Genomic DNA, 22,321 nt, shown 5'->3' with positions numbered 1-22,321 from the left:
CGCGGGGCGCCCGCCGGGCCCGTCCGGACCCGCTGAGCGGCCGTCAGGAGCCCTCGGGCCCCGGCTCCACCGCGAGCACGTCCCCCGGCCGCACCCCCCACCGGGCCAGTGCCCCCGCCCCGGCCTCCAGGACGTGCCGCGAGCGCAGCCGGGGCAGCCCCAGCCGGCCCGGCCGCATCGTCCGCACCGCCAGCACCCGCAGCCCCCGGTCGAGGTACGCCACGTCGATCGCGAACCGCATCCGGAAGGTGTGCACGCTCCCCGCCGGGGTCAGCAGCAGCGCCCCCTCGATCCCGTCCCGCCCGAGCAGCCCGCGGGTCCGCGCCCGGTACGAGGCCGCGACCTCCAGCGGCACCCGCACCCCCGGCCCCCCGGTCCCGGCCGCCACCACGAGGACCCCCGCCCCGTCCCTCCACCGCCGTCCCCGCACCCGCACCCGCACCCCTCCCCAGTCCCGCCACGAGACCCCGACCCCGAGCCGAGCCCGAGCCGAGCCCCGAGCCCGGCCCCGGCCCGTGGCCGCCAGGCTAGGCCGTGCCCAGGCCCGCCGGGGGCGGCCGCGGGCGATTGGGCCCCCGGACCCATGACCGCGTACGGGCCGCTGCCTAGGGTCGGCACGTGGGCACCGCCGGCATCCTCCTGACCACCGCGGCCGCCGTCGCCTACGGCGCCGGGGCCGGACTGCTGCTGCCGCGCGCCGTCTACCGGCTGTCCGTCGCCCCCGGCGAGCCGTGGCGGCGCACCTGCCCCGCCGGGCACGGCCTCCCGGGCCCCGCGGCCGGCTGGCTGGGCCGCGCCCGCTGCACCCCCTGCGCCTCCGGCTACGGCCCCCCGCCGCTCTCCGCCGCACTGCCCGCGGCCCTCGTGTGCGGGCTGCTCGCCGCGGCCGCGGGCGGGGCCCCCGAGGCCGCCGTGTGGGTGCTGCTCGCGCCCTTCGTCCTGCTGCTCGCCCTCGTGGACCGCGCGGTCCACCGGCTGCCCGACGTCCTCACCCTGCCCCTGGCCGCCGCCGTCACGGCCCTGCTCGGCCTGGCCTCGCTCTCCGGCCGGGCCGCGGGCGACTGGCGGCTCGGGCTGCTGGGCGGGCTCGCCCTCGGCGGGGGCTACCTCCTGCTGTTCCTCGTCCACCCGAACGGCATGGGCTTCGGGGACGTCAAGCTGGCGCTCGCGCTGGGGGTCGCTCTTGGGTGGTACGGCTGGGGGGTATGGGCCGCCGGCGCCTTCCTCGGCTTCCTCTACGGCGCGCTGTACGGGCTCGCCCTGGTCGCACGGGGGCTGGCGGGCCGCAGGACCGCCCTGCCCTTCGGCCCCTTCATGGCGGCCGGGGCCCTCACCGGAGTGCTCCTGGGCGGATTCGGAGCGTAGTCGCGGCGCGCCGGTGCACGCAGGACGCTTTACGAAGGGTTATGGTGGAACCCCCCCCTCGGGCCGGTCCGTATCCCCCCCACGGACCGGCCCGTTTTTCGTGCCCGGGCCGGTCCGGCCCCCTCGCGGGCCCCTCGGGAGGGCCTCAGCCCCGCTGGGCCCAGATGTTCGTCCCCGGGGTGGAGACCGCGAAGGAGTCGATCTCCGCCAGCTCCCCGTCCGTCAGCGGCGGGCCCGACAGCGCGGCCACGTTCTCCTCCAGCTGGGCGACGCTGGAGGCGCCGATCAGCGCCGAGGTCATCCGCTCGTCCCGCAGCACCCACGCCAGCGCCAGCTGCGCCAGGCTCTGGCCCCGGCGGGCCGCGATGTCGTTGAGCCCGTTGAGGCGGCGCACGACCTCGTCCGAGAGCAGGCCCGGGTCGAGGGACTTGCCCTGCGTGGCCCGCGAGCCCTCCGGGATGCCCTTCAGGTACTTGCCCGTGAGCAGGCCCTGCGCGAGGGGCACGAAGGAGATGCAGCCCATGCCGGCCTCCTCCAGGGTGTCCAGCAGGCCGTCCTCCTCCGTCCAGCGGTTGATCATGGAGTACGAGGGCTGGTGGATCAGCGGTTGCACGCCCATCCCGCGCAGGATCGCCACCGCCTCGGCGGTCTGCGCCGCGGAGTACGAGGAGACGCCGACGTACAGCGCCTTGCCCTGCTGGACCGCGGACGCGAGCGCGCCCATGGTCTCCTCCAGCGGGGTCTCCGGGTCGAAGCGGTGCGAGTAGAAGATGTCGACGTAGTCGAGGCCCATCCGCTTCAGCGAGCTGTCCAGCGAGCCCAGCAGGTACTTGCGGCTGCCCCACTCGCCGTACGGCCCGGGGTGCATCAGGTACCCGGCCTTGGTGGAGACCACCAGCTCCTCGCGCAGGGAGGAGAAGTCCTGCGCAAAGATCTTGCCGAAGTTCAGCTCGGCCGAGCCGGCCGGCGGCCCGTAGTTGTTGGCCAGGTCGAAGTGGGTCACGCCCAGGTCGAAGGCCCGGCGCAGGATGGCCCGCTGGGACTCCAGGGACTTGTCGTCGCCGAAGTTGTGCCAGAGGCCGAGGGAGACGGCGGGGAGCTTGAGGCCGCTGCGGCCCGTGCGCCGGTACTCCATGGAGTCGTAGCGCGAGGCATCCGCCCGATAGGGATTGTTATCAGTCACGTTGTCCTCCCTATCACGGACTTGTGACAGACCGAGTTGGGTCAGGTCTCCCGGCGCGCAGTAATGTGGCGCAGTCGGGGGGACACCGCAATTCGCACGGGGGCACTGCACGGAGGGGCTTGAAGATCGTGAAGCTGCGCGACCTGGTGTACAGGCTGTACGCACGCCGGGTGGAAGGCCGCCTCGACCACGAAGCGGCACCCAAGCACATCGGCGTCATCCTGGACGGCAACCGGCGCTGGGCAAAGATGTCCGGCGGCACCACGGAGCAGGGCCACCAGGCCGGCGCCGACAAGATCTACGAGCTTCTGGGCTGGTGCGACGAGACGGACGTCGAGGTCGTCACCCTGTGGATGCTCTCCACGGACAACCTGGACCGGCCCGAGGTCGAGCTGCGCCCCCTCCTGAACATCATCGAGAACACCGTCCGCGGGCTCGCCGCCGACGGCCGCTGGCGGGTCCACCACGTCGGCAACCTCGACATCCTCCCCGCGCAGACCCAGTCGGTGCTGAAGGAGGCCGAGGAGGCCACCGTCGACCGCGGCGGGATACTGGTCAACGTCGCCGTCGGCTACGGCGGCCGCCAGGAGATCGCCGACGCGGTCCGCTCCCTGCTGCTGGAGCACCACGAGAAGGGCACCTCGATCGAGGAGCTCGCCGAGATCCTCGACATCGACCACATCTCGGAGCACCTCTACACCCGCGGCCAGCCCGACCCCGACCTCGTGATCCGCACCAGCGGCGAGCAGCGGCTGTCCGGATTCATGCTGTGGCAGAGCGCCCACTCCGAGTACTACTTCTGCGAGGTCTTCTGGCCCGCCTTCCGGAAGGTCGACTTCCTGCGGGCCCTGCGCGACTACGCGGCCCGCCACCGGCGCTTCGGGAGCTGATACCACTCCGGGACCCGGCGGCCCCGTACCCCCGCCGGTCCCTCCCCGGGCTTCCCCTCCCTTCTGCACGCTCTTCACCAGGGCTTCACCGACCGTCCGTCATATGCCAAGGCATGGCAGCGCGTGTTCGAGGGAATACCCCTGTCAGGTCGACGCCCGAACCACGGGTGTCGAGTCTCAGCGGGCGGCAAAAGGCGCCGTCCGCCCGGGAGGCCCTTTGCACCAGGACGCACGTGCGGTTCGCACGGACGGAGTGGGAGGGCCGGAATTCGGCCCTGGCACGGGGCCGATGACCGGTCCGGTCTTCATGGCCCGACCTCTTCCGAGGGGGTACGTCCTTCCGTGGTGACCAGCACAAAGCGCCGCCTGCCCGACAGGCGGACCTACGTCCTCGACACCAGCGTCCTGCTGGCCGACCCCAACGCGTTCCGCCGCTTCGACGAGCACGAGGTCGTGCTCCCGATCGTGGTGATCACGGAGCTGGAGGCCAAGAGGCACCATCCCGAACTCGGGTACTTCGCGCGCCAGGCCCTGCGCCTGCTCGACGACTTCCGGGTCCGGTACGGCCGCCTCGACGCCCCCATCCCGCTGGGCGATCTGGGCGGCAGCCTGCGCGTCGAGCTCAACCACTCCGACCCGGGCATCCTGCCCGCGGGCTTCCGGCTGGGGGACAACGACTCGCGGATCCTCGCCGTCGCCCGCAACCTGCAGGCCGAGGGGTACGACGTCACCGTCGTGTCGAAGGACCTCCCGCTGCGCATCAAGGCCTCCTCCGTGGGCCTGCTCGCCGAGGAGTACCGCGCCGAGCTCGCCATCACGGACGCCGGCTGGACCGGCATGAGCGAACTGGCCCTGTCCGGGGAGCAGGTGGACCTCCTCTACTCCGAGGAGCGGCTGCACGTCCCGGAGGCGGCCGAGCTGCCGGTTCACACGGGCCTGGTCCTCACCTCCGAGCGGGGCCGCGCCCTGGGGCGCACCACCCCCGACGGGAACGTGCGCCTGGTCCGCGGTGACCGCGAGGCCTTCGGGATCCACGGTCGCAGCGCCGAGCAGCGCATCGCGCTCGACCTGCTGCTCGACCCCGAGGTCGGGATCGTCTCCCTGGGCGGCCGGGCCGGCACGGGCAAGTCGGCGCTCGCCCTGTGCGCCGGCCTGGAGGCCGTACTGGAGCGCAGGCAGCACCAGAAGGTGATGGTCTTCCGGCCGCTGTACGCGGTGGGCGGGCAGGACCTCGGCTACCTGCCGGGGGACGCCTCCGAGAAGATGAGCCCCTGGGCGCAGGCGGTCTTCGACACCCTCTCGGCGGTGGCCGGGCGCGAGGTCATCGAGGAGGTGCTCGGGCGCGGGATGCTGGAGGTCCTGCCGCTCACGCACATCCGCGGCCGCTCGCTCCACGACGCGTTCGTCATCGTGGACGAGGCCCAGTCCCTTGAGCGGAACGTCCTCCTGACCGTTCTGTCCCGGATCGGGGCCAATTCCCGCGTGGTTCTGACCCACGACGTGGCCCAGCGCGACAATCTGCGCGTCGGCCGGTACGACGGAGTGGTCGCCGTCGTTGAGAAGCTGAAGGGCCATCCGCTCTTCGCCCACGTCACCCTGACCCGCTCGGAGCGGTCCCCGATCGCGGCCCTCGTCACCGAAATGCTCGAATCGGCATAACCGCACCAAAAGCCCGAAAGGGCTGAACACCCCGAAAGGGGCGAAGGGTTGGCGCCGTCCGGCAAAGGCGAAGAGCCTAGCCGGGCGGCGTCCCGTCGTGCAGGGGTTTGCCCGATCCTCCTGCCGCGCAGCAGGTGTGACCTTTCACACTCGGCACGGAATTGCCTTGGCCTGTTCGGGTCCGGCAGAGTCTTGCTTCCGTCAGGCCCCGCATACGGCACAGCTGTACCCGCCGGAGGTTCGCCGAACCGCCCGGGCACAGAGCAGGACGACAACTCAACACGCGTACGCCGTATGCCGCCCGAGTACCACGCGGCACTCCCCGCAGGGGAGTTGCCCACGGGCCCGAGCCTCCAGTGACCGCAGGCTGGTGGAGGACAGTGCCAGGGGCACTCTTGCGTCCGTGAGGTCACCAGCGGGCGTTGCTGGAAGGAAACCGTGTGAGCCGGATCTCGGTTCGGGGATTCGCCGTGGCCTCCGCCACTGCCGTCACCACCGTCGGCGCCGTCGTGGGAGTCGCCGCGGGCGACGCCCAGCCCACGAACGACCTCGAGACGACTGCGGCCGGTACGACGCTCCTCACCGACATCCCGGTCGGCGAGCAGGCGCAGGTCCAGACGGCCTCGCTGACGCAGCAGGCCGACGCCCTCGCCTTCCAGGCCGACGCCGAGGCCAAGAAGGCGATGGAGGAGTCCGCCCGCCTGCAGGCCGCGAAGGACGCGAAGGCCAAGAAGGCCGCCGCCGAGGCCCAGGCCAAGAAGGAGCGCGAGGCGAAGGAAGCGGCCAGCCGCTCCGCCGTCCGCGACGGCGGCGACTTCGCGCCCCGCGCCTCGTACACCGTGGCCCAGGTCAAGGCGATCGCCCGCCAGATGGTGCCGGCGAGCCAGTTCCAGTGCTTCAGCAACATCGTGAACCACGAGTCCACGTGGAACTACCGCGCGCAGAACCCGTCCTCGGGCGCGTACGGCCTCGTGCAGGCCCTGCCGGGCTCCAAGATGGCCTCGGCCGGTGCCGACTGGCGCACCAACCCCGCCACCCAGATCGAGTGGGGTCTCAAGTACATGGACAGCCGCTACGGCAGCCCCTGCGGAGCCTGGAGCTTCTGGCAGGCCAACCGCTGGTACTAGGCCGGACCCGCACCCGTGCGGCCTGAAGCCCCCCGCCGTTCTTCGGCGGGGGGCTTCCCGCGTGTACGGTCGGGCGTGGTGTGTCCACGGGGGGCGGGGGAAAGGGAAGCAGATGTCGGAGGAGCCCGGTAAGTGGCCCGACTGGCTCGAGCGGCTCGGCAGGGTCCTGCCCGAGCGGAAGGCGGCGGCCGCGGCCCAGGCCCGCGCCGAGGCGGCGGAGTTCGAGCCGCCCGCCCCGCCGCCCGCGCCCCGGGCCGCCGGACCGGCCCACCGCCCGAGGCCCGACCCGGTGAGCGTGGTGCCCTGGGGGGTCAGGGTGGCCGCGGAGGTCAGCTGGCGGCTGCTGCTGCTCGCGGGGATGCTCTGGGTGCTGATGCGGGTGATCAGCGAGGTCCGGCTGGTGGTCCTCGCCTTCGCCGCCGCGATGCTCGTCACCGCCCTGCTCCAGCCCTTCGTGGTGCGGCTGCGCCGGTTCGGGCTGCCGCGCGGGCTGGCCACGGCCGTCACCGCGATCCTCGGGTTCGCCTTCATCGGGCTCGTCGGCTGGTTCGTGGTCTGGCAGGTCATGGAGAACCTGGACGACCTCTCGGACCGGCTGCGCGACGGTATCGACGAGCTGAAGCGGGCGGCGCTGAACAGCCCGTTCCACGTCACCGAGAAGCAGATCAACGACATCGCGAAGAACCTGAGCGAGACCATCGGCACGAACACCGAGGAGATCACCTCGGCCGGTCTCCAGGGCGTGACCGTGATGGTCGAGGTGATCACCGGCATCCTGCTCGCGATGTTCTCGACCCTCTTCCTCCTGCACGACGGCAAGCGGATCTGGCACTGGACCCTCGGCCTGGTCCCCGCCATCGCCCGGGCCGGGGTGGCGGGCGCGGGCCCGCGCGCCTGGCGCACCCTGACCGCGTACGTGCGCGGAACGGTCATCGTGGCCCTGATCGACGCCGTGTTCATCGGACTCGGCATCTACTTCCTCGATGTGCCGATGGCCGTGCCGCTGGCCGTGTTCATCTTCCTGTTCGCGTTCATCCCGCTGGTCGGGGCGGTGGTCTCGGGGGCGCTGGCCGTGGTGGTGGCCCTGGTCACCGAGGGCCTGTTCACCGCGCTGATGGTGCTGCTCGTCGTCCTCGCGGTACAGCAGATCGAGGGGCACGTGCTCCAGCCCTTCATCCTGGGCCGGGCCGTGCGCGTACACCCCCTGGCGGTGGTGCTCTCGGTCGCCGCGGGTGGGATGATCGCGGGGATCGGGGGCGCGGTGGTCGCGGTCCCGCTGGTGGCGGTCACGAACACGGTGGTCGGCTACCTGCGGGCGTACTCCCGGGAACAGGAGCTGAGGATCGGCCCGGCGCCGCACGGCGCGACGGCCCTCCCGGCGGCTCCGGCGGACCAAGGGGAAACACCAGGTGATATCCGAGCCTGAGCTCGACGGGGCTCACGCGCAGGCGGGCCCGTACCCGGAGGAGCTGACGGCGCGGGGCGGGCCGGGCGGCCCGTACCCGGGCCCGTACCCCGGCGCGCTCCTCGAAGCCGGCGACGGGCGCGGGGGCCGTCGCGGGCTGCCGTGGCTGTGGGCCCTCGGCGGGATGGTGCTGGCCTCGGCGGCGTGGGCCGGCGGGCTGTACGCGTACACGGACCTGGGCCGCAGCCCGGAGATCCGCTACGACGCCGGCGACAAGCTGTGCGACCGGTTCACGGCGACGGCGGTCACCCGCCTGCTGGGGAACGCGACCACGCCGGCCCCGCGCAAGGAGCAGCGCGGGGCGGTCTACGACAGCAGCGCCTGCGTCCGCTCCTCCGAGAGCGGCACCGACGTGCCCGGCCACCCCGGCTTCGTCCGGCAGTACTGGGTGACGGTCGAGGTGGAGCGGCACAAGAAGGTGGATCCGGGGGCCGAGTTCGAGGCGGTGACCACCGCGGGCCGGCTCTGGGCCTCGGACACCTCGACCGAGGAGATCCCGGAGCTCGGGGAGCGGGCCCTGATGGTGTCGGACGCACCGTCCGACAACTGGGAGCTGTCCGTCCTGGACGGCGGGGTGGTCTTCACCGTGGGCGTACAGGTCTTCCAGGACTACAACGGCTCCGCGAGGGAAGGGGAGGACTCGGTCCCGCCGCGCGAGCCGCCCAAGACCGACGGGCCGGCACTCCAGGCCGCGATGATCGAGGACATGCGGGGGCTGATGGACAAGCTGTCGGTGGGGAAGCCGGCGGGGAAGTAGCGCGCGCCGGCCGGTGCGCGCGGCAGCCGGAGTGGACGGGGGAACCGCGGTGATCAGTGAGCCCGAACTCGACGGGGAGTTCCTGCCGCCGGAGCGGCGGGGTGCGGCGGGGGCCGGACAGCCGGCCCCCGACCGGGCGCAGGACCCGCCGGCGCCGCCGCGCGGCGGCCGGCTGCGGCCCGTGGTGTGGGCGCTGGCCGGGGCCCTGCTGGCCTCGGGGGCCTGGGGCGGGGCGCTGTACGCCTCCAGGGGCGGGGAGCAGGCCCCGCCGCTGGCCTACTACAAGCCGCTGAACCTCTGCGAGGTGGCGCAGGTGAAGGCGCTGACGGGGGTGCTGGGCAACCTGCGCGGGGCCAACGCGCGCGCGGAGGCCGAGCATCCGGCGGTGGACTGGTTCAGCTGCCTGCTCCAGGTGCCCGACGAGTGGGACGAGCCGGGCTGGCAGCGCAGCCCGAAGGTCCTCCTCTCCCTGAAGCTGCACCATGCGACCGACCCCGAGCCGGAGTACGACGCCGAGCCGAACTTCCAGCGCTACGGCACCGCCGAGCTGCTCAAGCGGGAGGCGGTGCCGGGGCTCGGCGAACAGGCGGTGATGATCACCGGGGAGCCGCTGGAGGGCCCGCAGCTGCGGGTGGTCGACGGCGGGGCGGTCTTCGTGATCGAGGCCGTGGAGAACTGGGTCTGGGACGGCGGGGGCGAGCCGGACGTCGACCCCCCGAAGGACGGGTTCGACGAGACCGCCGTACAGGCGGCGATGATCGAGGACATGAGGGCCCTGATGGCCGCCCTCAGGGGCCCGGATCCGGCGGAGCCCTCGGGCACGGCCTCGCCGTAGCCGCGCGGGCACGCAGGAGCCCCCGGCGCTCGGGACCGCGCCGGGGGCTCTGCGTACGGCAGCCGGAGCCGCCGTACGGACGGACTACTGCTCCGCGAGGACGGCCTCGGCCTCGAGGGTCACGCCCACCGCCTGGATCACCGAGGCGATCTTGACGGCTTCCTGGACGGTCTCGCGGTCGACGCCCGCCTTGCGCAGGACCTGCTCGTGCGAGTCCAGGCACTGGCCGCAGCCGTTGATCGCGGAGACCGCGAGGGACCACAGCTCGAAGTCGACCTTCTCCACGCCCGGGTTGCCGATGACGTTCATCCGCAGCCCGGCCCGCATCGTGCCGTACTCCGGGTCGGAGAGCAGGTGGCGGGTGCGGTAGAAGACGTTGTTCATCGCCATGATCGCGGCGGCGGACTTGGCGGCGGCGTAGGCCTCGGGCTTGAGGTTCGCCTTCGCCTCCGGCTCCAGCTCGCGCAGCACCTTCGGGGAGCGCGAGGCGATCGCGCAGGCCAGGACGGTGCCCCACAGCTGCTGCTGGGGGAGCTCGCTGTTGCCGATGACCGAGCCCAGGTTGAGCTTCAGGTCCTTGGCGAAGTCCGGTATGGCGGCCTTCAGTTCATCGAGCGCCATGCTCACTCACCGGCCAGGAGCGCACCGGCGTCGAGGGTGTCCTCGCCCTTGGTCCAGTTGCAGGGGCACAGCTCGTCGGTCTGCAGGGCGTCGAGGACCCGCAGGACCTCCTTGGGGTTGCGGCCCACGGAGCCGGCGGTGACCATCGAGAACTGGATCTCGTTGTTCTGGTCCACGATGAAGACGGCGCGCTGCGCGAAGCCGTCCTCGCCCTGCACGCCGCAGGCCTGCATGAGCTCGTGCTTCGAGTCGGCCAGCATCGGGAAGGGCAGGTCGCGCAGGTCGGCGTGGTCCTTGCGCCAGGCGTGGTGCACGAACTCGGAGTCGCCGGAGACGCCCAGGATCTGCGCGTCGCGGTCGAGGAACTCCTCGTTCAGCTTGCCGAAGGCGGCGATCTCGGTCGGGCAGACGAAGGTGAAGTCCTTCGGCCAGAAGAACACCACGCGCCACTTGCCCTCGTAGGTCTTGTGGTCGATCTGACCGAACTCCTTGCCGGCCTCGAGCGAGACGCAGGCGGTCAGGTCGTACGTGGGGAACTTGTCACCGACAGTGAGCACGTGCACTCCTTGCGGAACGAAGACCGCGCCCTTGTGGGGCATATGCGGTCTTCTGCGGGGGTTGGACTGATCTCACATGCTGGCACAGCCGCATTGATTACAGAAATAGCTAGCATGGAAGGACCTGATCGGAGGTGCCTATCAGTGGCTCTGGGTCATAAGGGCGCGAAACAGCCCACGCTCGCACAGCTGCGCGCCTTCGCGGCCGTCGCCGAACACCTGCACTTCCGCGACGCCGCCGCGGCCATCGGCATGAGCCAGCCCGCGCTCTCGGGCTCCGTCTCCGCCCTGGAGGAGGCCCTCGGCGTACAGCTGCTGGAGCGCACCACCCGCAAGGTGCTGCTCTCGCCCGCAGGGGAGAAGATCGCGGCCCGCGCCCGGACCGTCCTCGACTCCGTCGGCGCCCTCCTGGAGGAGGCGGAGGCGGTACGGGCCCCCTTCACCGGCGCCCTGAGGCTCGGGGTGATCCCCACCGTCGCCCCGTACCTGCTGCCGACCGTCCTGTCGCTCGTCCACCGGCACTACCCGCGCCTCGACCTCCAGGTCCACGAGGAGCAGACCTCCTCACTGCTGGAGGGGCTGTCCGGCGGGCGGCTGGACCTGCTGCTGCTCGCCGTGCCCCTCGGCGTCCCCGGGGTCACCGAACTTCCCGTCTACGACGAGGACTTCGTCCTGGTCGCACCCCGGGACCACGAGCTGGCGGGCCGCCGGGACATCCCCCGCGGGGCGCTGCGCTCCCTGCAGCTCCTCCTCCTCGACGAGGGGCACTGCCTGCGCGACCAGGCCCTCGACATCTGCCGCGAGGCCGGCCGCACCGAGGGCGCCGACGTCACGACCACCGCCGCCGGGCTCTCCACCCTCGTCCAGCTGGTGGCCGGCGGACTCGGGGTGACCCTGCTGCCGCGCACCGCGCTGCGCCTGGAGACCACCCGCAACGAGCACCTGGCCACGGGCTACTTCGCCGAACCGGCGCCCGCGCGGCGGATCGCGCTGGCGATGCGCACGGGCACCGCCCGCCAGGAGGAGTTCGCCGAGTTCGCGGCGGCGCTGCGGGAGGCCGTACGGCCGCTGCCGGTGTGGCCCGCGGAATGAGTCCGCGGGCCGCACCGGCAGTCGGGTGGTCAGCCGCACCGGCCGTCGCACCGGCAAGCGGTGTCGGCCGGGCCGGGGCGGCTACTCGGTGCGCAGCCCGTCCGGGCGCATCAGCCGCAGCAGCGGCGGCAGGCTGAGCGCGGTCACCAGGACCACGACCCCGGCGCCGATGGCCGCCATCGAGCCCACCGAGCTCCAGTCCACGACCACGGACACGTTGGTCATCCGCATCAGCACCGCGCCCAGGGTCACGCCCGTGGCGGTGGCCAGGGCCAGGCCGAGGCCGACCGGGACCGCGGTCTGCCAGAGCACCGACAGGCTCAGCGTGGAGCGGCGGGTGCCGAAGGCGACCAGCGCCGACAGCAGCTTCTTGCGCTCGCGCAGCTGCTCCAGCTGCGAGACCAGCATGCTCGCGCCGATCAGGACCAGCACGCCGGTGGCGCCGATGAACAGGCCGGTGCGGATGGTCGCGAAGCGGTTCGACAGCTGCTGGGTCACGGCGGTGAAGGAGGTCATCATCGGGTCCTCCAGGAAGACCGCGGTGCGGACCCGCTCGATCGCGTCCTTCCCGCCGGGCGCCACCTGCACGTACACCGTCGCGTACAGGCGCTCGGCCTTGACCGGCGGGGCCGCCTTCGGGGTGAGCAGCACGCCCGAGCGCTTCACGCCGGAGGGGTCCTTGCGGGACTGGGCCGGACGCGCGTCGGCGGGCAGGGTCCAGCGGACGGTCCCGGCGGTCGCGGTCGTGTCCTCGCCGTAGGCGGGCGCCGCGTACAGGCGGGTGCCGGGCGCGGTCAGCTCGGACTCGTCCGCGCCGAAGGTCTCGCCGCCCTTGAGGACGAAGGCGTCCCCGTCCCGGCAGGAGGGCAGGTCGGCCAGCTCGCGCAGGTCCTGGCAGGTGCCGACGGTGAGGGAGATGCTCTGCTCGGGGTCCTTGGCCCTGGCCGCCGCGTCGGTGGTGCGCAGCAGGGTCGACCGGGTGACCCCCTCGATGGCGCCCAGCCCGCGGGCCAGGCCCGCGGTGTCGCCGGCGCTCCGGCTGCCCGAGGGGACGTGCACGGAGAGCGCGGCCCGGCGGGTGTCCTGGCCGGTGCTCTTGGTGTACTCGCCCTCGACCCCCGCGAAGAGCATCTGGAGGGCGATGGCCCCGGCCACGGCCACGGCGATGCCGTTGACCAGGCGGGCCGCGGCGCCGCTGCCGAGCTGGAGGCGGCGTACGGCCAGCTGCCAGGAGACCCCGCCGCCGCCCAGCCGGGAGACGACCAGTTCGACGATCCAGGGGAGCAGGGCGGTGATGCCCACCAGCAGCAGGACGACCCCGCCGATGACCTGGTACTGGTTGAAGTTCCCGCTCTCGTTGCCGCGGCCCATCATGGGCGCGAGCAGGCCGAGTCCGCCCAGCGGCATCAGCAGCCGCCACCACATGCGGCGCTTGGCCGGCTTGGCGGTGCGGACCACGCCCAGCGGCTCGATGACCACCCCGCGCAGGGCGAGCAGGGTCACCGCGACGGCCGCGGCGGGCACGGCCAGCGCGACCACGGCCACCAGCCACGGGGTCGGGTTGAGGTCGGCGGGGAAGACGCTGCGCTGCATGAGCGTGATCCCGCCCGCGAAGTGCCGTACGACGAGGAAGAAGACCGCGCCGAGGCCGAGGCCCAGCGCCGCACCGGCGGCGGCCTCGCCCGCGGCGATGCGGCGGGTCATCCGGCTGTCCGCGCCGACCAGGCGCAGGGCGGCGAGGCGGCGGTCGCGGCGCTCCCCGCCGAAGCGGACGGCTGCGGCGATGAACACGGCGACCGGCATCAGCAGCGCCGTGAAGACCATGGTCAGCAGCAGGGTGAGGATCGGATCGAGGGGCTCGGGCACGGCGCTGTTCTCGAAACCGGTCACCCGCTTGATGCGGCCGCCGTCGGACTTCAGCTGGTCCTGGCCCTGGTAGAAGGCCAGTTCGTGGGGGCCGGTCAGGCCCGCGTCGCCGATGACGGAGGTGATCGGGCCGTTCAGCCGCTCGCGCAGCAGCCTGCCCTCGGCGGAGCCGAGCAGCTCCTTCAGGGCGGGGGAGACGGCGAGTTCGCCGGGGGCCGGGAAGGCCTTGAGACCGGGCGGCAGCGGGGCCTTGGGGCCTTCGGGCTGGAGCTGGCGGCCGTACACGTCGTACTCGCGGAACGTGGTGTCCGCCTCGGCGACGAGCAGGGTGCCGGGGCCGGGGTGCTCGGCCGTGGGCGCGGTCCAGGTGCTGCGCGCGTCGCCGCGCACGTCGCGGGCCTGGAGGGCGCTCGGCAGGGCCGTGGTGACGAGCAGCAGGGCCACGCCGAGGCCGACGCCGACCGCGGTCAGGACCGTACGGGTCCACCCCTCGCGGCCGCCGCCGAAGGCGAACCGGGCGCCCATGCGGAGGTCCTGGACCCAGACGCGCAGCGGGGTGCGGGCCGGGCGGGCGCTGCCGCGGCCCGGGGTGCCGGGGGTGCGGGAGGGCGTGCTGAGGGTGCCGGTGCCGGTGCCGGCGCCGCGGGAGGAGCTCATATGGCGCGCTCCATATCGCGGGAGCGGCCGTCGCGGACCACGATCTCGCGGTCCGAGTACGCGGCCACGCGGGTCTCGTGGGTGACGAGGACGACGGCGGCGCTGGTGGACCGGGCGGCCTCGGTGAGCAGCTGCATCACCCGCTCGCCGTTGAGGGAGTCGAGGGCGCCGGTGGGCTCGTCCGCGAACACCACGCGCGGGGCGGTCACCAGGGAGCGGGCCACGGCCACGCGCTGGCCCTGGCCGCCGGAGACCTCGCCGGGGCGCTTGTCCTTGAGGTCGTCGACCTCCAGCTTGCGCATCCACTCCAGGGCGGTGCGCTCGGCCGGGCCGCGCTTGGTGCCGTTGAGGCGCAGCGGGAGGGCGACGTTCTCGACGCAGGTCAGCTCGGGGACGAGCTGGCCGAACTGGAAGACGAAGCCGAACTCGCTGCGGCGCAGGGCGCTGCGCTCGGTGTCGCTCATGGAGGTCAGCTCGCGGCCCGCGTAGGTGATGGAGCCGGAGTCCGGGGTGACGATCCCGGCGAGGCAGTGCAGCAGGGTCGACTTGCCGGAGCCGGAGGGGCCCATGATGGCGACGACCTCGCCGGGGTGGATGGAGAACTCGGCGCCGTCGAGGGCGTTCGTGGGCCCGTAGGCCTTCCGGAGGCCGGAGGCGGCGAGCAGGGAGCCGGCGGGGTTCATCGGCGTACTTCCTTCGCGAGCTGGTCGAGGCGGGCGGCGGTCAGTTCCAGCCAGCGGAGGTCCGCCTCGAGGTGGAACAGGGCGTGGTCGCAGACCAGCTGGTCTGCGAGGTCGCCCTTGCGCTTGCGGGTGGTCAGGATGCGCATCAGGCGCAGGTGCTCGGAGCGCTGGGTGTCGAGCAGGTCGGCTGCGCTGCGGCCGGTGAGGAGCGCGAGGACGACCTTGGTGTAGAGGGTGGACTGGAGGTACGGCTCCGGCTTCTCGGGCTGCGCGAGCCAGTGCCCGACATCGGTGACGCCGGCGTCGGTGATCGCGTACCGCTTGCGGTCGGGGCCGCCGCCGCTCTCTATCCCGTCGACTTCGACGAGGCCGTTCTTGAGGAGTCTCGACATGGTCGAGTAGACCTGGCCGTACGCGAGGGGGCGGTCGTGCCCGAACTTCTCGTCGAAGGCGCGCTTGAGGTCGTATCCGTGGCGGGGGCCGGCCTCGAGGAGGCCGAGAAGGGTGTGACCGATGGGACCGATGGACATGGGGAGGACTGTACACGGGGTGTATACCTGCGATGTATACGCGGTGTGTATAGCGCGGGGGGCGGGGGCCTGGCGGGGACTGTTTCCGCAGGTCAGCGGGTGTTCGTCACAGTTTGGAACGGTGGTGGGGGGGCGGGCGGGGCTGGGCGGGACGGGTCTGAGTACCGGAGTACGGGTCTGAGGCCGGGGCCGGTGCCGGGCTGACGCGGGTAGCCGCTGCGCGGGGCCGTTCCCCACCCCGCCCCTTCCCGAAGCGGGGGCTCCGCCCCCACACCCCCGCGCCTCAAACGCCGGCGGGGCTGGATGTCGCCGGGGGTGGGCGGGGTGAAGGGCGGACGCGGCCTCGATCTGCTGCGCGGCGTCAGGGCTGTGGTGCAGCCGCGCGAGGGAATCCGAGGGGGTGGCGATCAAGCCTGCGCGGCGTTTGAGCGCTCCGGGTGCGGAGCGCACGGAAACGGGGTGCGGGGCGGAGCCCCGAGACCCACCGCCGACCTGCACGCGGCCACCTGCCTACCCGTACTCGGTGGCCCGCCGGCCCCCACCGGCCGATTGCAGGCCCGCCGGCGTTTGAGGCGCGGGGGTGTGGGGGCGGAGCCCCCGCTCCGGGGAGGGGTGGGTAGCGGAGAGCCCCGCGCAGCGGTGGCGGCGCGGGGCTTCGGTCAGGGGTCGGGGGTGTTCCGGGGGCGGCCCCGGCGGGGGATGGGCCCCGCCTCGCGGGGGAGGCGGCCCGATTCCGCCAGGGCCCGCCGCAGCAGGAACTCGATCTGGGCGTTGGCCGAGCGCAGCTCGTCCCCGGCCCAGCGGGACAGGGCCTCGTACACCTGCGGGTCCAGCCGCAGGAGCACCTGCTTGCGGTCGGCGGCAGCGGACCGCTTCCGGCCCGCCGCCGCCCGCTGTCCGTCAGGGGCGGCAGCCCCGGCGGGCGCGGCGGCCGGTCCGGGTTCGGGTCGCCCCGGCGGGGTCCGGTCGGCCGGACCGGCCGGGTCCGCCGGGTCGGAGGGGGGCCCGGGCGGGGTCACTGGTACAGCGTGCCCGTGTTGACGACCGGCTGGGCGGCGCGGTCGCCGCAGAGGACCACCATCAGGTTCGAGACCATCGCGGCCTTCCGCTCCGGGTCGAGCTCCACGATGTCCTCCTCGGCCAGCCGTGTCAGCGCCAGCTCCACCATGCCGACCGCGCCGTCGACGATCTGCCGGCGGGCGGCCACGACCGCCCCGGCCTGCTGCCGCTGGAGCATCGCGGACGCGATCTCGGGTGCGTACGCGAGGTGCGTGAAGCGCGATTCGATGATCCGTACGCCCGCCGACTCGACCCGCTCCTGGAGTTCGACGTCCAGCTTCTGCGTGATCTCCTCGGCGTTCTCGCGCAGCGACAGGCCGCCCTCGTCGTGGGAGTCGTACGGGTACTCGATGGCGATGTGCCGGACGGCCGCCTCGGCCTGGGTCTCCACGAACTCGGTGAACTCGTCGACCTCGAAGGTGGCCAGCGCGGTGTCCTCGACCTTCCAGACCACGACCGCGGCCAGCTCGATCGGGTTGCCGTACGCGTCGTTGACCTTCAGGACGGCGGTCTCGTGGTTGCGGACCCGGGTCGAGATCTTCTCGCGGGAGGTCAGCGGGTTCACCCAGCGCAGGCCGTCGGTGCGGATCGTGCCCCGGTAGCGGCCGAAGAGCTGGACCACGCGGGCCTCGCCGGGCGCCACCGTGTTGAGGCCGCACAGCATGATGAAGGCGACCAGTCCGAGCAGGACGCCGAGCACGATCAGCGAGGCCTTCACCGCGGCGGCGGAGGCGACCGCCCCGGCCACGACGACCCCCGCGCCGCCGAGGATCCCGAGGAGGCCCAGCAGCAGGGCCAGTCCGCCGCCGATGCTGTGCGCGGCGAACTCCCGTACGCGCTCGTCGGCCTCCGGTCCGCCGGCCCGGACCGCCGTGTCCGCGGGCTGGATGTGCTGGTCGGTCATGGTGTGCCCCCCGTGTTCCCGGGGCCGCGTCGTTCGCGGCTCCTAGCAAAGTGATATCACTTTTTTGGCGTGCGGCAACCCTCCGCCGGTCGGATGCGTCGGTTCCTCGGGGGTGGGTGCTCATTCTCACGTCCGGAAAAGCCCGGATTGGCCGACCTTTGTCCTTTCCCGCGGTGTTAGTTTTCTGAGCTGACATCGGGGGGCACACGAGCGGAGCAGTGGGAGCGATGGGCCGAGCAGAAGCGCGACGCGCGCAGAAGCGTGGGGCGCGACGGGCGCCGCGCGCCCGCCGGAGGAACCAGCCGGCGGGCATACGCCGGTTCTTCACCTGGAGGAAGCTCCTCGGCGCCTTCCTCGGCGCGATCCTCCTGGGCATGGCCGCCCTGATCGGCCTCTACTTCTACGTGGACGTGCCGAGGGAGAACGAGCAGGCCACCCTCCAGACCAACGTCTACCAGTGGTCCGACGGCTCGGTCATGGCCCGCGACGGCGAGGTCAACCGGGTCATCATCCCGATCGACAGCGTCCCCAAGGAGGTCCAGGACGCCTTCGTCGCCCTGGAGAACAAGACCTTCGAGCAGGACCGCGGCGTCGACCTGAAGGGCATGGCCCGAGGGATCTTCAACACCCTCTCCGGCGGCGGCAAGCAGGGCGGCTCCACGATCACCCAGCAGTACGTCAAGAACTACTACCTGACCCAGGACCAGACGGTCACCCGCAAGCTCAAGGAGCTGGTGATCTCCCTCAAGGTCGACCAGGAGATGAAGAAGCCCGAGATCCTCGCGGGCTACCTCAACACCAGCTACTTCGGCCGCAACGCCTACGGCATCCAGGCCGCCGCCCAGGCCTACTACGGCGTCGACGCCGAGAAGCTGACCCTGGGCCAGGGCGCCTACCTCGCCGCGCTGCTCCAGGCCCCCAGCCAGTACGACCTGGCCGTCGCCGGCCCGGTCTCCAAGGGACTGGTCACCGGCCGCTTCAACAAGGCCCTCGACAACATGGTCGAGATCGGCAAGCTCGACCCCGTCAAGCGCGCCACCATCAAGCTGCCGCCCCCCAACAAGCCCAAGCCCGCCCCCGGCATGGAGGGCCAGAAGGGCTACCTCATCCAGGCCGCCGAGGCCGAGCTGGTCGCGAGCGGGCAGCTCGACGAGGCCGCCCTGAAGGCCGGCGGCTGGACGATCAAGCTCAACATCGACAAGAAGAAGCAGGCCGCGCTGGAGCAGGCCGTCGACGAGGAGCTGGAGTCCAAGCTCGAGCGCAAGAGCACCGACCCGGACCGCAAGACCGACCGCGCGGTCCAGGCGGGCGCCACCTCCGTGGACCCGAAGACCGGCAAGATCGTCGCGATGTACGGCGGTACGGGCCTCCAGGAGAAGTACGCCAGCAACGCCCTGCGCACCGACTACCAGCCCGGTTCCACCTACAAGCCGGTGGTGCTGGCCTCGGCGCTGGAGAACGAGGCCGAGACCCAGGACGGCCGCACGATCACGCCGAACACGATCTACGACGGCACCAGCGGCCGCCCCGTCAAGGGCAGCGACACCCCCTTCAGCCCGGAGAACCAGGACCAGAAGGACTACGGCGACATCACCGTCCAGAAGGCCACCAACTACTCGGTGAACTCCGTGTACGCACAGCTGACCGTGGACGTCACCCCCGCCGCCGCCAAGAAGACGGCCATCGAGCTCGGCATGAAGGACCGGCCGGGCTGGCCCGCCGACCGGCCCGCGACCTCGCTCGGCACGATGAGCGCCAACACCGTCGAGATGGCCGCCGTGTACGCCTCGCTGGACAACCACGGCAAGAAGGTCCGCCCGACCATCGTCGCCTCCGCCAAGCACGTCACGCGCACCTACGAGCCCCGGGAGGGCGTCGGCGGCCAGGCCATCAGCCGCGAGACCGCCGACACCGTCACCAAGGTGCTCACCGGCGTGGTCGAGGACGGCTCCGGCTCGAAGGTGGACAGCAGCGCGTACGAGGCGGCCGGCAAGACCGGTACCACCGAGTCGAACGTCGCCGCCTGGTTCACCGGCTACACCCCCGAACTGGTCACGGTCGTCGCGATGTTCGGCGAGGACCCCGTCACGCACGGCCAGGTCACCCTGAAGGGCACCGCGGGCGGCGGCCGGGCCGGCGGCTCCTCCTTCCCGGCCGCGATCTGGAAGGCGTACACGCTCGCCGCGCTGGACGGCGAGGAGACGGGCCGCTTCGACCTCTCCGAGGCCGACATGGGCAAGAGCGAGATCACCGCCACGCCGAGCAAGAAGCCCAGCAAGAAGCCGAGCACCGAGCCCGCGGAGCCGACGCCGAGCAAGAGCAAGTCGGCGGACCCGTCGCCGACGCGTTCGGCAACCGTGGACCCGCCCGAGCCCACCCCGACCCAGACCACGAAGAAGCCCAAGCCGCCGACGCCGACGCCGACGGTCACGGTGACCGCCGACCCGGACCCGGGCGGCGGCGAGGAGGAGGGCGGCGACGGGGGCCGCGGCGGCCGCAGCTGACGGCGCGGCACGGAGGGCGGCGCACGCAGCGCAGTGACGGCGAGGGCCGGGCGGGATCCGATGGATCCCGCCCGGCCCTCGCCGTCTTCATGGGTCCGCGCCCCGGCCCGCGGGCCGGCGGGCCCTCAGGGGCGCTGCTGCGGCAGCGGGAGGTCGAACCACACCACCTTGCCGCTGCTGAGCCGCGTGGCCCCCCAGCGCCGCGCCATCCGGTTGACCAGGAACAGCCCGCGGCCGCCCTCGTCGGTCTCCCGTGCGCGCCGCTGCCGGGGCAGCTGCGGGGAGTCGTCCCCGACCTCGCAGCGCAGCACGTCGGTCCGCAGCAGCCGCAGGGTCACGGGCCGCTCGGCGTACCGCACGGCATTGGTGACCACCTCGCTGACCAGCAGCTCCAGGCAGTCGCCCAGCTCCTCCTCCAGCCCCCAGCGGGCCAGCGCCCGGCGGGCGAAGCGGCGGGCCCGCCCGGGGGCGGTCTCCTCCGGTTCGAGGAACCAGTACGCGACGTCGCTCGGCGCGATCCCGTCGAAGCGGGCCGCGAGCAGCGCGATGTCGTCGTCGCGGTCCCCGGGGCCGAGCATGTCGAGCACGTCGTCGCAGAGGGCCTCCAGCGGCGGCGGGTGGTCGAGCCCGGTCAGCTGGGCCGTGGCGGCCAGCCGCTCCCGCAGCAGCTCGATCCCGGTCCACACGTCCCGCAGCCGCGATTCCACCAGCCCGTCGGTGTACAGCAGCAGGGTGGCACCGGCCGGGGCGTCGAGCTCCACGGCCTCGAAGTCCACCCCGCCCACGCCGATCGGGGCGCCGGGCGGCACCCGCAGCACCTCGGCCCGGCCGCCCAGGTGCAGGAGCACGGGCGGCGGGTGGCCGGCGTTGGCGATCGTGATCCGGTGCGAGACCGGGTCGTACACGGCGTACAGGCAGGTGGCCATGCGGTCCGAGCCCAGCCGCTGGGCCTGCTCGTCCAGGTGGTGCAGGACCTCCGCGGGCGGCAGGTCCAGCTGGGCCAGGGTCTGCGCGGTGGTGCGCAGCTGGCCCATGATCGCGGCGGAGGTCATGGAGTGGCCCATGACGTCGCCGACGACGAGCGCGACCCGGCTGCCGGGCAGGGGTATCGCGTCGTACCAGTCCCCGCCGACCCGCGCGGTCTCGGCGGCGGGCAGGTAGCGCGAGGCCAGCCGGACCCCGGTGGGCTGGGGCAGGCTGTGCGGCAGCATGGTGCGCTGGAGCTCGTCGGCGATGTACGCCTCGCGGCCGTAGAGCACCGCCTTGTCGATGCCGAGGGCCGTGTGCGTGGCCAGCTGGGCGGCGACCAGCAGGTCGTTCGCCTCGAAGGCCGGCCGCTCGGGGCTGCGCAGGAACACCGCCGCGCCGATGACGCGGCGGCGGCCCCGCAGCGGCGCCAGGATGGCCCGCTGACCGCGCGGTACGGGGTGCTCGGCACCCAGCAGCTCGGGGAGCGCGGCGCGGGCCGCGGCGGAGGACCCGAACACGGGCCGTACGCCGCGCAGCACCTCGGCCAGGGCTCCGCCGGGGCGGATCTCGCACAGTTCGGCCGCGGGCAGGTCGCCCTGGGGGCCGACCAGGGGCAGCTGGCTGAAGTCGAGGGTCTCGGCGGCTGCCGCGGGGCCGGCCGGTGCCGGTGCGTCGGCCGGGGCGGTCGCCGGGGTGGCCGACAGGTCGGTGAGGTCGTCGATCGGGCGGAGCCGGTCGGTGCGGCGCAGCCTTAAGACGACGGGCCCGACCGGGCGCTCGTCGCCGACCGGCAGCGGGTCGCGCAGGTAGACGAGGATGGCGTCGGAGAACGTGGGCACGGTGGCCCGGCACAGGCCCAGCACGATCTCGTCGAGGTCGATGCCGCGGGCGATCCGGCGGGTGGCGGCCCCCACGAACCGCAGCCGGTCCCCCTCGCGGCGGGCCGCGGACGCGGTCTCGGCCGGGCCGCCGGGTATGCCCGTACCGGCTGCTGCGCCCGTTGAGCCTCCTGCGCCCGCGGTGACCGCCGTACCGGCTGCCGGGGCCGCCGCCGTACCCGCTCCGGAGGCTCCGGCGGCTGCGGGCGCGCCGGAGCCGCCCGCCGTACCCGCTGCACCGGTCGTACCGGCCGCACCCGCCGTACCGGCTGCACCTGCCGCGGCCGCCGAGCGGGCGGCCTCCTCGTCGCGGGTGCGGGAGCCCGCCGCACCGTGCTCGCGGCGGGCGCCGGGGACCTTCTCGCCGGCGCGGGCCGGACCGTCCTGGCCGGGGCCCTGGCCGCGGGTGGCCTGGCCGGAGGCGGGCGGGGTCTTCCCGTGCCCGTCCGACAGCCCGGCCTCGGGTCCTGCGGCGGCTGCCGCGGACGCGGCGCCGGTGCGGGGCAGCCTGCGGGCGGCGCCGCGCCCGGCCGTACGGGGCTGCGACGGCACGTCGGAGCCGCCCGGAGGCGGGGCCGCCGCGGCGCCTGCCGTGGCCCCGGCTCCCGGCTGCGGGCCCTCGTGGGAGATGGGGTACTCCGTCACGCGTGGAATTCCGTCCGTTTGCGCTCGATGTGCGCTGCACTCAACTCGGTCAGTCGCGGTATACCCGCTCAGGCC

The 22,321-nt window shown here is 73.2% G+C and carries 19 protein-coding genes; 9 read left to right on the top strand and 10 right to left on the bottom strand.

Going from position 1 to position 22,321, the window contains the following annotated elements; genetic code table 11:
- Positions 1-43: 43 nt before the first annotated feature.
- Positions 44-430 (bottom strand): DUF192 domain-containing protein, encoded by a 387-nt coding sequence (locus tag ACZ7JZ_RS00505; RefSeq protein WP_470932415.1) that lies wholly within the window; start codon positions 428-430, stop codon positions 44-46.
- Positions 431-618: 188 nt separating this feature from the next.
- On the opposite strand from ACZ7JZ_RS00505, the gene ACZ7JZ_RS00500 reads away from it, so the two are divergent.
- Positions 619-1,365, top strand: a complete 747-nt coding sequence (locus tag ACZ7JZ_RS00500; RefSeq protein ID WP_470931633.1) for a prepilin peptidase — start codon at positions 619-621, stop codon at positions 1,363-1,365.
- Between the two features lie 145 nt (positions 1,366-1,510).
- On the opposite strand, the gene mgrA is transcribed toward ACZ7JZ_RS00500, so the two are convergent.
- Entirely contained in the window at positions 1,511-2,548 is a 1,038-nt protein-coding gene (mgrA, locus tag ACZ7JZ_RS00495; protein WP_470931631.1) for an L-glyceraldehyde 3-phosphate reductase, read from the bottom strand.
- A 128-nt stretch (positions 2,549-2,676) separates the two neighbouring features.
- On the opposite strand from mgrA, the gene ACZ7JZ_RS00490 reads away from it, so the two are divergent.
- From ACZ7JZ_RS00490 to ACZ7JZ_RS00465, 6 genes are all read left to right on the top strand, one after another.
- Positions 2,677-3,438 carry an isoprenyl transferase gene (locus tag ACZ7JZ_RS00490; protein ID WP_470932413.1) on the top strand — a complete coding sequence of 254 codons (762 nt, stop codon included), beginning with the start codon at positions 2,677-2,679 and terminating at the stop codon, positions 3,436-3,438.
- A 342-nt stretch (positions 3,439-3,780) separates the two neighbouring features.
- Entirely contained in the window at positions 3,781-5,097 is a 1,317-nt protein-coding gene (locus ACZ7JZ_RS00485; protein WP_470931629.1) for a PhoH family protein, read from the top strand.
- A 440-nt stretch (positions 5,098-5,537) separates the two neighbouring features.
- Positions 5,538-6,224: an aggregation-promoting factor C-terminal-like domain-containing protein gene (locus ACZ7JZ_RS00480; protein ID WP_470931627.1), complete on the top strand. Its 687-nt coding sequence runs from the start codon at positions 5,538-5,540 to the stop codon at positions 6,222-6,224.
- 112 nt (positions 6,225-6,336) lie between these two features.
- Positions 6,337-7,650, top strand: coding sequence for an AI-2E family transporter (locus tag ACZ7JZ_RS00475; protein ID WP_470931625.1), 1,314 nt, complete (start codon positions 6,337-6,339; stop codon positions 7,648-7,650).
- Complete coding sequence (locus ACZ7JZ_RS00470; RefSeq protein WP_470931623.1) at positions 7,634-8,446, top strand: hypothetical protein; 813 nt, start codon at positions 7,634-7,636, stop codon at positions 8,444-8,446. The genes ACZ7JZ_RS00475 and ACZ7JZ_RS00470 overlap by 17 nt, the downstream gene beginning before the upstream one ends.
- 49 nt (positions 8,447-8,495) lie before the next feature.
- Entirely contained in the window at positions 8,496-9,281 is a 786-nt protein-coding gene (locus ACZ7JZ_RS00465; RefSeq protein WP_470931621.1) for a hypothetical protein, read from the top strand.
- Between the two features lie 84 nt (positions 9,282-9,365).
- Here the strand turns inward: ACZ7JZ_RS00465 and ACZ7JZ_RS00460 are convergent, their stop codons facing one another.
- Both ACZ7JZ_RS00460 and ACZ7JZ_RS00455 read right to left on the bottom strand, forming a co-directional pair.
- Positions 9,366-9,902, bottom strand: a complete 537-nt coding sequence (locus ACZ7JZ_RS00460; protein WP_470931619.1) for an alkyl hydroperoxide reductase — start codon at positions 9,900-9,902, stop codon at positions 9,366-9,368.
- A gap of 2 nt (positions 9,903-9,904) precedes the next feature.
- Positions 9,905-10,459, bottom strand: coding sequence for a peroxiredoxin (locus tag ACZ7JZ_RS00455; protein WP_470931617.1), 555 nt, complete (start codon positions 10,457-10,459; stop codon positions 9,905-9,907).
- Positions 10,460-10,603: 144 nt separating this feature from the next.
- Between ACZ7JZ_RS00455 and ACZ7JZ_RS00450 the strand changes: the two genes are divergently transcribed.
- The gene (locus tag ACZ7JZ_RS00450) at positions 10,604-11,551 is read left to right on the top strand and encodes a hydrogen peroxide-inducible genes activator (RefSeq protein ID WP_470931615.1); all 948 of its coding nucleotides are present in this window, start codon (positions 10,604-10,606) and stop codon (positions 11,549-11,551) included.
- Positions 11,552-11,632: 81 nt separating this feature from the next.
- Here ACZ7JZ_RS00450 and ACZ7JZ_RS00445 read toward each other — a convergent pair whose 3' ends face one another.
- The 5 genes from ACZ7JZ_RS00445 to ACZ7JZ_RS00425 all read right to left on the bottom strand — a co-directional run bounded on the left by ACZ7JZ_RS00445 (position 11,633) and on the right by ACZ7JZ_RS00425 (position 17,250).
- Complete coding sequence (locus ACZ7JZ_RS00445; RefSeq protein ID WP_470932411.1) at positions 11,633-13,942, bottom strand: ABC transporter permease; 2,310 nt, start codon at positions 13,940-13,942, stop codon at positions 11,633-11,635.
- A 128-nt stretch (positions 13,943-14,070) separates the two neighbouring features.
- Entirely contained in the window at positions 14,071-14,757 is a 687-nt protein-coding gene (locus tag ACZ7JZ_RS00440; protein ID WP_470931613.1) for an ABC transporter ATP-binding protein, read from the bottom strand.
- Positions 14,754-15,287: a PadR family transcriptional regulator gene (locus ACZ7JZ_RS00435; protein ID WP_470931611.1), complete on the bottom strand. Its 534-nt coding sequence runs from the start codon at positions 15,285-15,287 to the stop codon at positions 14,754-14,756. The genes ACZ7JZ_RS00440 and ACZ7JZ_RS00435 overlap by 4 nt, the downstream gene beginning before the upstream one ends.
- A 659-nt stretch (positions 15,288-15,946) precedes the next feature.
- Positions 15,947-16,306, bottom strand: coding sequence for a type II toxin-antitoxin system antitoxin (locus tag ACZ7JZ_RS00430; protein WP_470931609.1), 360 nt, complete (start codon positions 16,304-16,306; stop codon positions 15,947-15,949).
- Positions 16,303-17,250 carry an SPFH domain-containing protein gene (locus ACZ7JZ_RS00425; RefSeq protein ID WP_470931607.1) on the bottom strand — a complete coding sequence of 316 codons (948 nt, stop codon included), beginning with the start codon at positions 17,248-17,250 and terminating at the stop codon, positions 16,303-16,305. Before ACZ7JZ_RS00425 ends, ACZ7JZ_RS00430 begins: the two co-directional genes overlap by 4 nt.
- A gap of 227 nt (positions 17,251-17,477) precedes the next feature.
- On the opposite strand from ACZ7JZ_RS00425, the gene ACZ7JZ_RS00420 reads away from it, so the two are divergent.
- Positions 17,478-19,754: a transglycosylase domain-containing protein gene (locus ACZ7JZ_RS00420; protein WP_470931605.1), complete on the top strand. Its 2,277-nt coding sequence runs from the start codon at positions 17,478-17,480 to the stop codon at positions 19,752-19,754.
- Between the two features lie 125 nt (positions 19,755-19,879).
- Here the strand turns inward: ACZ7JZ_RS00420 and ACZ7JZ_RS00415 are convergent, their stop codons facing one another.
- Positions 19,880-22,246 carry a SpoIIE family protein phosphatase gene (locus ACZ7JZ_RS00415; RefSeq protein ID WP_470931603.1) on the bottom strand — a complete coding sequence of 789 codons (2,367 nt, stop codon included), beginning with the start codon at positions 22,244-22,246 and terminating at the stop codon, positions 19,880-19,882.
- Between the last annotated feature and the right edge of the window lie 75 nt (positions 22,247-22,321).

This window comes from Streptomyces sp. NPDC038213 (assembly GCF_055600495.1).
Note: the sequence above shows the minus strand (reverse complement) of the source record. Positions and strands in the feature narration are given on the sequence as shown.